The 12,217-nt window shown below is 40.8% G+C and carries 10 protein-coding genes; all 10 read left to right on the forward strand.

Translation table 11 applies throughout. From position 1 onward, the window contains the following. Window positions 1-3 precede the first annotated feature (3 nt). The 10 genes from bshA (at window position 4) to ACQV1I_RS10335 (ending at window position 12,202) form a co-directional block, all read left to right on the forward strand. The gene (gene bshA, locus ACQV1I_RS10290) at window positions 4-1,122 is read left to right on the forward strand and encodes an N-acetyl-alpha-D-glucosaminyl L-malate synthase BshA (protein ID WP_116333812.1); all 1,119 of its coding nucleotides are present in this window, start codon (window positions 4-6) and stop codon (window positions 1,120-1,122) included. 208 nt (window positions 1,123-1,330) lie between these two features. Beyond that, window positions 1,331-2,557: a CCA tRNA nucleotidyltransferase gene (locus ACQV1I_RS10295; RefSeq protein ID WP_104030992.1), complete on the forward strand. Its 1,227-nt coding sequence runs from the start codon at window positions 1,331-1,333 to the stop codon at window positions 2,555-2,557. 93 nt (window positions 2,558-2,650) lie between these two features. Continuing rightward, window positions 2,651-3,628: a biotin--[acetyl-CoA-carboxylase] ligase gene (locus tag ACQV1I_RS10300; RefSeq protein ID WP_094698843.1), complete on the forward strand. Its 978-nt coding sequence runs from the start codon at window positions 2,651-2,653 to the stop codon at window positions 3,626-3,628. A 268-nt stretch (window positions 3,629-3,896) separates the two neighbouring features. Then, window positions 3,897-4,763 carry a 3-methyl-2-oxobutanoate hydroxymethyltransferase gene (panB, locus tag ACQV1I_RS10305; protein ID WP_018670072.1) on the forward strand — a complete coding sequence of 289 codons (867 nt, stop codon included), beginning with the start codon at window positions 3,897-3,899 and terminating at the stop codon, window positions 4,761-4,763. After that, on the forward strand, window positions 4,760-5,617 hold the full coding sequence (panC, locus tag ACQV1I_RS10310; RefSeq protein WP_116333813.1) for a pantoate--beta-alanine ligase: 858 nt from the start codon (window positions 4,760-4,762) through the stop codon (window positions 5,615-5,617). Before panB ends, panC begins: the two co-directional genes overlap by 4 nt. Before the next feature lie 59 nt (window positions 5,618-5,676). After that, window positions 5,677-6,060 carry an aspartate 1-decarboxylase gene (panD, locus tag ACQV1I_RS10315; RefSeq protein WP_116333814.1) on the forward strand — a complete coding sequence of 128 codons (384 nt, stop codon included), beginning with the start codon at window positions 5,677-5,679 and terminating at the stop codon, window positions 6,058-6,060. Between the two features lie 97 nt (window positions 6,061-6,157). Continuing rightward, complete coding sequence (locus ACQV1I_RS10320; RefSeq protein ID WP_116333815.1) at window positions 6,158-7,624, forward strand: tetratricopeptide repeat protein; 1,467 nt, start codon at window positions 6,158-6,160, stop codon at window positions 7,622-7,624. A 53-nt stretch (window positions 7,625-7,677) separates the two neighbouring features. After that, window positions 7,678-10,566 carry an ATP-dependent DNA helicase DinG gene (dinG, locus tag ACQV1I_RS10325; protein ID WP_116333816.1) on the forward strand — a complete coding sequence of 963 codons (2,889 nt, stop codon included), beginning with the start codon at window positions 7,678-7,680 and terminating at the stop codon, window positions 10,564-10,566. 59 nt (window positions 10,567-10,625) lie between these two features. Beyond that, on the forward strand, window positions 10,626-11,567 hold the full coding sequence (locus tag ACQV1I_RS10330; RefSeq protein ID WP_116333817.1) for a ComEC/Rec2 family competence protein: 942 nt from the start codon (window positions 10,626-10,628) through the stop codon (window positions 11,565-11,567). An 11-nt stretch (window positions 11,568-11,578) separates the two neighbouring features. Further along, the gene (locus tag ACQV1I_RS10335) at window positions 11,579-12,202 is read left to right on the forward strand and encodes a redox-sensing transcriptional repressor Rex (protein ID WP_018670066.1); all 624 of its coding nucleotides are present in this window, start codon (window positions 11,579-11,581) and stop codon (window positions 12,200-12,202) included. Window positions 12,203-12,217: the final 15 nt, after the last annotated feature.

Raw genomic sequence — 12,217 nt, forward strand, 5'->3', positions numbered from 1 at the left:
AAAATGAATATTGGTATTACGTGTTATCCTTCCTTGGGCGGTTCCGGTGTGGTGGCCACAGAGTTAGGCAAATTGTTGGCTGAGCGTGGACATAACGTGCATTTTATTACAGCTGGCATGCCGTTTCGTTTAGGGAAGTTTCACCCCAATATATTTTTTCATGAAGTAGAAGTAAATCAATATGATGTATTTAGGTATCCACCTTACGATTTAACATTAGCGAATCGTATGGCGCAGGTTGCTCAGAATGAGAATCTCGATATTTTGCATGTTCATTATGCAGTACCTCACGCGCTATGTGCTTATCTAGCCAAGCAAATGGTTGGCGATCATTTGAAAATCATCACCACTTTGCATGGCACAGATATCACAGTCCTTGGTTACGAGCCGAGCTTACGAGATATGATTCGCTTTGGAATTGAAAAGAGCGATATGGTAACTGCTGTTTCAGCAGATTTAATCCGCGAAACGCATGATTCACTCCAAGTAGACAAAAACATTGAGCTTGTATACAACTTTGTAGATAAGCGCAGGTATTCACGTAAGGATGTAACCGAATGGCGAGCTAAATTTGCACCTAACGGAGAAAAAATCATCATGCACATTTCCAATTTCCGTCCGGTCAAACGTGTGCAAGATGTAGTAGCAGCTTTCCGTTATGTTCGCGATGAAATGCCTGCTAAATTAATTTTAATTGGTGAAGGCCCTGAGCAGTGTAATATAAGGAAATTAATTCAGGATGAAGAGCTATGTGATGATGTTTTCTTTTTAGGGAAACAAGATGACGTAGCAGAAGTCATTTCATTAGCTGATCTGATGCTCCTCCCATCCGAAAAGGAGAGCTTTGGGCTAGTGGCATTAGAAGCAATGGCATGCGGTGTGCCAGTTGTTGCCTCTTGTGCTGGGGGATTACCTGAAGTGGTTTCACATGGTGAATCAGGATATCTATGCGAAATTGGCGACACCAAACAGATGGCTATATATGCTCGTAAATTGTTACAGGATGATATGCTGTACGAAAGCTTTCGCGTAGAAGGACTACGTCGTTCTCAGGATAAATTTAGCTATGACAATATTACTTCCCAATATGAATCATTATATCAGCAACTACTCTCTACATAAAAAACCAACTTTTATTTGCATCAAAGCCAAATGATCGATGTAAGTAAGCAAAGCCTAACGTATGGTTAGGCTTTGCTACGAAATGAAGTGAAAAATTGAGAGAGAAGCACAGCAACTCCTATTAAAATACGCATATTTTAGCACCCCTATATGAAAAGTAGGATTTTGAAAGACAATATATAAGAAAGAAAGGACAGGAGGCGTGTAAATGAAAGAAGAGGCGAAAAAGGTACTTAAAAAATTAGAAGAGCACGGCTACGAGGCTTATTTTGTCGGTGGTTGCGTCCGTGATTGGCTTCTTCACCGTCCTGTTCATGATATAGATATATGTACAAATGCCCATCCAGGAGACATTATGAATTTGTTCCCCGACCATATTCCTACGGGCTTACAGCACGGAACAATAACTGTTAAGCAGGATGGCTATTTGTTTGAAGTAACGACATTTCGAACAGAGGGAACATATGAAGATTTTCGTCGACCAAGTGAAGTTCACTATGTTAATGAAGTAGTGGAGGACTTGGCCCGTCGTGATTTTACAATTAATGCAATGGCGATGAAATATAACAAAGAATTAATTGATCCTTTTTTTGGATTAGAGGATGTAAATGATCATGTAATCCGAGCAGTGGGTGATGCTAGTCGTAGGTTTCAGGAAGATGCGCTACGACTTGTTCGGGGAGTTCGCTTCGCTTCTCAGCTGGGATTCCAGATTGAAGATGAAACAAGAAACGCTATGAGGGATAACGCCCCATTGTTGATTCATATTGCAGTAGAGAGGGTCCGCGATGAATGCAACAAACTTATTGATAGCAAGCATCCGGATAAAGGCTTTCAATATGCTCAACAAACGAAGCTATTTCAGGCCATTCCTGTTTTGCAGCAATTATTTGATCAATCAACAATTCATTTGTGGAGATTACAAACTGTAGAGAGTGTAATGCATAAATGGGTTGTGTTACTTTTTGCTGCTGATTTCAGTTGGGAGCAGTCGCGTGAGTTATGTCAATACCTGAAGATGTCACGTAAAGAAGAAGAAACAATCACTTATCTTATGCAACAAATCATGTTCCTTCAGCCAACATGGGATCAATGTCAGTCTATTGACTGGACTCGATTCATTATGAAGTTTGGCCTGGAACGCTGCTATGACTTGGAAAAAGTGTTGGATGCTTTATGGTGGAATGATCTATCCAAAAAGCAGGGCACACTTCAATCTGCTTTTGATAACATGGCAGTGAAAACCTTGAAAGAATTAGCTGTAGATGGATCAGATATCAGAAAGATAAGTGATCAAAAACAAGGTCCTTGGATTCAACAAACCCTGGAATATCTGTGGGAGCGCACAGTAACTGGAGGACTTACTAACGAATCGGAGACTTTGCTGATGGCGGCTAAAGATTTTATGCGTTGTGACAAAAGCACATCAGGGTGAATGAAATGACTTGTGGTGCTACATGATCGTTCGATGGATGTACGAAAAAAGGAATGGAATCGTTATTTTTTGCGGCTATGACGGAGGAGACCTATGAATATTAAGCAGGAAATATTACGCGCTTTTCGTAATCATCCACAAGAATTTATTTCGGGTGAATATCTAAGTCAAAATTGTAACTGCACACGAGCAGCAGTATGGAAACATATTGAAGAGCTGCGACAAGAGGGCTATGAATTTGAAGCGGTACGCAAATCAGGTTATCGGCTTGTTTCCTCACCAGATTCGCTATCGGCTGAAGAGATTCTGTCTGCAATGCAAACAGAACGAATTGGAAAAAATATTGTAGCTTACGAAACGGTTCCAACAACACAGGCATTAGCCCATGAATTAGCTTCTAAGGGAGCACCTGAAGGGACCTTAGTGGTGGCTGATCAACAAACAGGTGGTAAAGGTCGGTTAGGTCGAGTCTGGCATTCACCAAAAGGGACGGGCATATGGATGAGTTTAGTGTTACGTCCCGTCATCCCGATTGGGCGTACTCCCCAAATGACGTTGCTAACAGCAGTTGCTATGGCTAAAGCAATCCAAGAGTTTCAAATTCCGGTTAAAATTAAATGGCCTAATGATATCTTTGTAAATGGCAAAAAAGTGTGCGGAATTCTAACAGAGCTACACGCAGAGGCTGATCGTGTTAACTATTTAATTATTGGAATTGGAATTAATGTAAATAATCAAGAGTCAGATTTTGATCCGGTCCTCCAAGAGGTTGCAACCTCATTACGCCTAGCGTTGGGGGAGCCATTGAAAAGATCTCAATTTATTCAAGTATTTTGCCGTATATTTGAACAACTCTATCTGGCATATTTGAGCGATGGATTTGGTCAAATCAAGATAGAATGGGAAGCCTTGTCGATGTCTTTACATCGTCGTGTTACAGTCCGTACCCTACAAGCAGTATTAGAAGGTGAAGCAACAGGCTTAAATGAAGAGGGAGTTCTCTTATTACGCGATGATGAGGGAGTCATGCACAAGGTGTACTCTGCTGATATTGAGTATAGCGATATCTAGGAAATTTTGTTATACTGCTTCTGAAGGCTATATCCTATTGGAATAGCACTTCCTGTTAAGAAGTATGCTAGAAAAACAACTGAAACAAAAAATCTGCTCTAAGCCTAAAGGGACCGAGACAGAAGGAAGAAATTCTAATGGACTACGTGCTTTATTGCGTAAACACAACCTTCGCCTGCGGTGCGGAGGTTTTTTGGTATGTACGAAGCGCACTAGGGTACACATTGGAATAATTTCAAAACGGTATTGGGTGTAGGAGACAACGGGAGTGTCTAATGTGCAGGAAAAGAAACCGCTAACGACGTCCAAGCTACGTCAAATGAAAGAAAAAAAAGAGCCAATTACCATGCTTACCGCTTATGATTATCCCTCTGCGAAATTGGCAGAAGAAGCAGGAATAGACATCCTGCTGGTGGGAGATTCCCTAGGCATGGTTGTGTTAGGCTATGAATCTACGGTGTCTGTTACCATGGATGACATGATTCATCACACAAAAGCTGTTACGCGTGCAGCAAAAACAGCCTTTGTTGTAGCGGACATGCCCTTTTTGACATGTCATGGCTCTGTAGATGAAGCCATTCATCATGCGGGTCGGTTAATTCAGGAAGGAAATGCAAAAGCCGTGAAGATTGAAGGGGGAGAAGAGATTCTTCCTATTGTCAAGAGATGTACAAAGGCTGGAATTCCGGTTATGGGCCATTTAGGGTTAACACCACAGTCTGTCCATCAATTAGGTGGGTATAAAGTACAAGGCAAAGATCTTGAATCTGCAAAGCAATTAATCACGGATGCAAAGGCTCTAGAAGAAGCTGGCGCATTTGGTATTGTTTTGGAATGCGTACCAGCAGAAGTAGCAGCGAAAGTAACGGAAGCAGTAGAAATTCCTGTGATTGGCATTGGAGCTGGAGCAGAGTGCGATGGACAGGTTCTAGTGTTCCACGATGTACTTTCTTATGCTTCCAGTCTTACTCCTAAATTTGTAAAATCATACGCTCAGATTGGAGACATGATTCAATCAGCGATTTCTCAATACGTAGTAGAAGTAAGAAGTAGACAATTCCCTGAACAACGACATTCCTTTGCCGCTTCTGAAGAAACCATTCAGCAATTATATGGAGAAGAGGTACGAGTATGATCACGATTAGCACCATCAAAGAACTACGTGAAGCGCTTTCTGTGCATAAGAGTGCAGGGAAAACAATTGGATTTGTACCAACGATGGGTTATTTACATGATGGACACCTCAGTTTGGTAGAGCAAGCAAAAAACGAATTAGATGTAGTAGTTATGAGCATTTTTGTTAACCCACTTCAATTTGGTCCAAATGAGGATTTTTCCGTTTATCCGCGCGATTTAGCCCGTGATCAGAAATTAGCACAGGATGCAGGAGTGCACTATCTATTCACTCCTTCTGTAGAGGAAATGTACCCACGCCCTATGCTGACAAATGTTTCTGTGCAAAACATTACGGAAGCCCTGTGTGGGTTATCGCGACCGGGACATTTTGATGGGGTTGCGACAGTAGTCACGAAGCTATTTAATATTGTGGGTGCTGATAAAGCCTTCTTTGGCCAAAAAGATGCTCAACAGGTAGCTGTCGTTGAACAAATGGTTGCTGATTTACAAATACCTGTACAGATCGTTCCATGTCCCATTTATCGAGAAAAAGATGGGTTGGCAATGAGTTCACGTAATGTGTTTCTTTCAAAAGAGGAGCGATCACAAGCATTAATACTCTACAAAAGCTTGTCTCGTGTAGAAGAGATGATTGCGAATCAGCAAAGAGACGTAGCAGTTCTTAGTAACGAAGTTCGCAATCTCATCCAAAGTCAACCTTTGGCAGAAATAGATTATGTAGAAGTGAAACGTTATCCTGAGATGAGTGACATAGAAATTCTAAAAACTGGGGATAGAATTTTAATTGCTCTCGCAGTAAAATTTGGTCGTACTCGTTTAATTGATAACGTAATACTTACGGTGGTCGATTAAAAGTGTGAACGAAAGCTATTAGATATAGAAAGATTCACATTCAAGGGAGCGAATTGGAAATGTTTCGTACAATGATGACTGCTAAAATTCACCGTGCTACTGTGACGGAAGCGAATTTAAATTATGTAGGTAGCATAACAATTGATAAAGATATTCTGGACGCACTTGATTTATTACCAAATGAGAAAGTTCAGATTGTAAATAATAATAATGGCGCACGTTTAGAAACGTACATTATTGAAGGTGAACCAGGCAGTGGTGTTATTTGCTTAAATGGAGCAGCAGCAAGACTTGTCCAACCAGGGGATGTGGTTATCATCATTGCATATGCGATGATGACAGATGAACAGGCACGCAAGCATAAGCCTAAGGTAGCCATTATGGACGAGCATAATAAAATCGCTAAATTATTAGCGGAAGAAGTTCACGCTACTATTCTATAGAACAAGAGCAGGAAGTACTACCAGCGCCATTTTTGCATAGAGCCATCCCACTTGTGAGACAATGAGACTACTCACTCTGACAAAGGGGGTGGCTCTTGTGTTTATTGAGGATTGGTTTGAGGACTTATATCAAAAAGTGGATCGCATTGAAAAAGAATGGGCTACGGCTTCAACGGAAAAGCAAGAACATCTAATACGACAACTAAAAGAACTCCGAACATGTAGTGACCAGGTTATTGATCTGTGGCTAAAATATGAAGAAAAGCTAAACGAAGCAATTCGGATGATTAAGCAAGCAAGCGATGTAACCATTTCTACTGAAGAAAGTTTGGATGAAGAGAATCAAAAGCTGTCAAAAGTACAGCAACCACTTTTATTCTCTACTCTGCTTGAAGAAGAGCAGCCACAAAAAGAGCAACAGAGCGAGTTATTTGTAAAGGCAGAAGGATTTTACCATCTACGATTATATGAGCAATCCAAACAGCACTTCGCCTCTTTCTTGGAACAAGCGCCTGATTGGGAAAGTGGACGTCTCTATTATGCCTACAGTCTATACTACTGTTGTGATCATGAACTCGCTTTAAAAGAATTTCGATTGTTGACACGAACGGCTGTTTCCCCTAAAGTTGTTTCCATCAGTTACAATGCTTTAGGGTGCATGTATGTACAGGAACAAAAGTGGTTAGAAGCCATACAGGCGTTTGAGATGGCACTATCCGTTCGTCCTGAATATACGGAGAGTAGATACAATCTAGCTATCTGTTATTTGGAGCAGGGTGACACGGAAAAAACAATGAAAATATGCGAGCAGCTATTAGCCGAACATGATCAGGATTGGGAAGTACAAGTTCTCTATTTACGTGCTGTTCGTCAATTATTTGCTCATTATCCACAAAAAGATATAGAGCGAATGCTAAAAATGTATGATCCGAATCGAAATCTGGATACGCCAACTTTATGGGAATTGGCTATGCTAGCAGAACATGCTGGATTCTATAAGCACGCACTCAGTTGCTACAAGTTTCTTTTGGAACGTCAACCATTAGATGCAGGGCTTTGGCATGCGATTGCTTGGAACAAGTGGTTATTAGATGGACCAAAGCAAGCGATGCCTGCATTAAAAAAAGCACTAACGCTGGCACCTGAACATCCTGATTATTTATTTTCATACGGTTGGATGCAACTCGCAACAGGTGAAATTACTTCAGCTCGGATCGCTTTTTCAAAAATATTACATGCAACTGAGAATCATCATCTTGGCTTGCTGGGATTAATTTACGCTCATGAAGGAGAAGGAGCTTATGATCAAGCCAAAGATATAGCTACTACACTTATTCAAAAACAGGATCAGTACTCGCAGATGCTAGGGCATTATCAACTGGGAAAATTATCTCTTCAACAAGGGAATCAGCTAGAAGCAAGCCAATATTTAGAGAAAGCACGCTCCTATAGCGATGTGATTCCAGAGGTTAATCAATGGTGGGAGAAATGTAAGAATACGGAGGACCATGTGCAGGTTAATAGTCAGATAGCAGGAATTTCGACATCAACTGCCGAATGGTAAAAAGAAAAAAACAGTAGCAGCATGTGTTGTGAGTGTCAATAGAGGTGACGATAATGAAGCAGTTCATCGTCGTAGATTTTGAAACTACGGGTAATCAGCCACGTCAGGGAGATTCTATTATACAAATCGGAGCTGTCGTGGTCGAGAATGGACAAATAATTGAAAGTTACTCCACATTTGTAAAACCAGATAAAACAATCCCGCCATTTATTACACAATTAACGGGTATAACGAATGAGATGGTCAGTGATGCTCCTTCTATAGAAGATGTGCTTCCTGATTTATTGCGCCTTTTAGACGGGCGTGTTTTTGTGGCACATAATGCAGCGTTTGACTTGAATTTTTTACAAGAAGCCCTGCTAAGTCAGGGCTATTATCCATTTGATGGGCCTATTTTGGATACAGTTGAATTAGCACGGGTATTATTGCCAATGCAAAGTGGATACCGGCTAGTAGAGCTAGCATCTGATTTTGATATTCAGCATGAAAATCCACATCAGGCTGACAGTGACGCTATTGCTACTGCACATTTATTGTTACGATTGTTAGATATTCTTCATAAGCTACCTCTTATTACAATTCAAGGGTTGCAGATGATGATCTCCTCTTTCCGTTTCGATGTTGCTACCTTATTAAGAGAAATTGAGATGGAGAAGCTAATGCAGAGCTTTCCTGTAGACGAAGCAAACCCCTTTGTAACTGCAACTTCTACACCAGAGGAAGCAAGCAAGTATGATCTCTTTCGGAATCTTGGATTGAAACGACGTAAGAAATGGACGGAGAAACAATCGGAACAACCACCGATCCATTTTTCTTTAGAACCCTTTTTCGAACGTATGGTTGCATTAGATGGCGACGGTTTTGCACTTCATCATGAACACTATGAAAGACGTGAACCACAGGAAGCAATGATGTATGCTGTATACCAGGCTTTTACTGATCAGAAGCATTTGTTGGTAGAAGCAGGAACAGGAACGGGGAAATCGCTGGGATATTTGTTACCAAGTATATTATGGGCCCGTATGCATAAGCAGCCAGTAATTGTGAGTACGCATACGATACATTTGCAGGACCAGCTTTTCGACAAAGATATTCCTTTATTACAAAAAGCGTTGCCATTTTCCTTTCGAGCTGCCCAATTGAAGGGACGAGGAAATTATCTGTGCTTGCGAAAATTTGAACAAAGCATTGAAAGCCAAGAAGGGGCAACACAAGACATACAGCTAGCCAAAGCGCAGGTTTTAACATGGCTTACTGAAACAACTACAGGTGATGTAGAAGAGCTTAGTCTAAGTCCTAGTGGACAGTCATTTTGGCAATCAGTCAAGAGTGACACAGCCTCCTGTCTAAATCGGGAGTGTCCGTGGTTTAGCCGTTGCTTTTACTTTCAGGCGAAACAACAAGCAAAAGAAGCTGATGTGATTATTGTTAACCATGCTTTATTAATTGGTGATCTTGATAAAGAGAACGGTGTACTGCCATCCTTTGAGGTTGCGATTATTGATGAAGCCCATCAACTTGATGAAGTAGCAAGTCAACATTTTGGAACGCAGTTCTCCAGTATAGAATTGTTTCAATTGGTAGAGCAGCTTGGTACTGAAGGGGAAAAGCAGATGCTACTCCTGTTAGCCAATGAATTGAAGGTGTGGCAACCGGCTGAAAAGGCAAGAATAGAACAGCATCTACAACAAGTAAAGATCGAGCAGCAAATGCTAAAAGAGGCGGTTACGAACTGGCTACAACTCTTTTATCATTGGGGAACTGAACGAAGTATGGATACAGGGGAATCACAAAGAGCCACACTTCGATATAAAACAGAAGACTTTAAGAAAAAATATAAAAAGCTTGGAAAATCCAGCAATCTAATTTTACAGAAGTTAGGAAATGTAGCTAAGGAAGTCGAACAGTTACTGAACATTTTGTTGCAGTATAAGGCAGAAATTCCATATTCCTTACAGCGTTTGCAAACGGATGTTACTGGTTTAGTAGAGGAAATCGGCCAAGTGGCTGTGAAACTTCATTTTTTGTTAGTAGAAGAACAGGATGGGCACGTAAGCTGGATGGAAATAGAGACAAGAACGTCTCGCAAACAACTCTTTTTCTTTAAAACACCGCTAGATATAGCAGATACCTTGCGCACGACTTTATTAGAACCAAAACGAAGTATCATTATGACCTCTGCTACACTAACCGTAAAGAATAGGTTTACCTACTTTATGGAGAGAATGGGTTTTACAAATTTACCTGAAGAACGAGTTGAAATGCTCTCACTTCCATCCCCTTTTGACTATGGTCAACAAGGACTCATAGTAATTCCTTCTGATTTCCCTTCTGTAACAAAGGAAGGAGAACACCGTTTTGTAGAAGCCGTCATTGCTGGCTGTGTTGATGCTGTTCGAGCAAGTGAGGGTCGGACGATGATCCTATTTACCTCATATAGTATGCTTAGAGCTGTTTATGAAGGAATGAAGAGCTTATTAGAAGGGGAAGAGTTTGAACTATTAGGTCATGGCGTTGATTCAAGTAATAGAAGTAAGCTGGTACGTCGCTTTCAAACAGGGACAAAAACAGTACTTTTGGGAACGAATAGTTTCTGGGAGGGTGTAGATTTACCTGGGAATGTACTGAGTTGCCTTATCATTGTTCGTCTCCCTTTTCAACCTCCTAATCACCCACTATTGGAAGGACGTTCGGAAAGACTGAAGGCAGAGAAAAAGAATCCTTTTATGACGCTTTCCTTGCCCCATGCTGTTATTCGTTTTAAGCAGGGAGTAGGTCGATTAATACGTCAACAAACAGATCGCGGTGTTGTTATTGTATTTGATACGCGAATTATAGAATCTAAATATGGCCGGATGTTCTTGCAATCTTTGCCTCCATATCAGGTAGAGACAGGTCCATGGACTACGTTACGTGAGCGTATAGCTCCATTTTTACAATAAAACAATGTTAAGCTCGTTATGAATTGATCTACGCTATATAGTAGGAGGGAGGCAGCTCCATGACTACAATCCGATATTACCTATTGCTAGTTACTTGTATAGGCATGATGATCCTTGGATTATCCCAAACAGTTGAAGCAAGTCGACCTATTGCGATTACACATCAGCTACAGCACATCGAGGATCCTGATGCTGTTGAACAGGAGGAAGATTTTGTTGGACTTACCACGACTTTTTTCTCCTTACCAGAAGGGGAGAGTACGCTCATTCGATTTCCAACGGGAAAAACCATGCTAGTTGACACTGGTAGCGAAAAGGATACCGAAAAACTGGTTTCCTTGCTACTTGAACGTCATGTTACAAAAGTGGATTACCTGTTATTGACAAACGATTTACCTACTCATATTGGTGGCTATGATAAGTTAGCGGAGAAAATTCAATTTGATAAGATTTACATGCCGAAATTGACAGCCTTCGCAATTCACAGTAATATCCATATATCTAGGGAAAAGCAAGTTGTGTATGTAAAGGAAAAGGATCAATTACTAGAGGGAAAAGATGTGGAGATCACATTTTTACATCCCAGCGAGAACCTGTTTTTATCACCACAGGATAATTCGCTTGTGTTTTGTCTGACCCAAGGAAAACTCCAATTTTTGTTCACCAGTGCCATTAATGAAAAAGCAGAGGAGCGGTTGCTTGTAAAATATCCTTCTCTATTGCCTGCTGAGATCATAAAGGTTGCGGCACAGGGTAGCAATCAAGCCTCTATTCAAGCCTTTTTAACGAAGGTGGATCCTCAGATTGCCGTTGTGCAAACCGGCATTCCTCGGGAGCAGTGGAAAGACTCCATGCGTGAAGTGGTGGAGCGTTTGGAGGAATCATGGGCAGATACGTATGTCACTAGCCGGGATGGATCAATTACCATTCTCTCTAATGGACAAGATTATAAGGTTTTAAAGGCAGTCAAGACCTCTATACATGATAGACAACGAAGTTAGGAGTGCAATTTATGGGGAAAGTACCAAAAATTTCTGAAGCGGTCGTTCGCCGTCTGCCGATCTATTTGCGATATTTAACAAATCTACAGGAGTTACAAGTAAAAACGGTTTCTTCCCAACAGATGGGCAAAACAATGGATATTAACCCAGCCCAAATTCGAAAGGACCTATCTGCATTTGGTGACTTTGGAAAAAAAGGTATTGGCTATGACGTAGATTACTTGATTGAAAAGATTCGTCATATCTTAAAATTGGACCAAGTGATTCATGTAGCATTGGTGGGAGCCGGTAATTTAGGCCAAGCGATTTCAAATTACAATGTCTATTTAAAAGATAATATGAAAATTGTTTCCATTTTTGATGCGGACCCACAGAAAATAGGCAAAGATTTAGGTGGATTGGTCATTGAACCGATTGATCAAATGGAAGAAATTATTAAAGAAAAACAAATTCGTATGGCGATTATTACGACGCCTGCTTCCGCAGCACAAGAGGTGGCAAATAAACTGATTGAAGCTGGAATAGAAGCGATCCTAAATTTTGCACCAACAACGATTCGAACTGAAAAAGAAGTGAAAATTGATCATAACGATTTGACTTCCAGCTTACAAAGTTTAGCCTATTATTTAAATTAAGGAATCAAAAACAGA

This window comes from Brevibacillus sp. JB24b, assembly GCF_051713385.1.
Taxonomy (GTDB): domain Bacteria; phylum Bacillota; class Bacilli; order Brevibacillales; family Brevibacillaceae; genus Brevibacillus_B; species Brevibacillus_B laterosporus.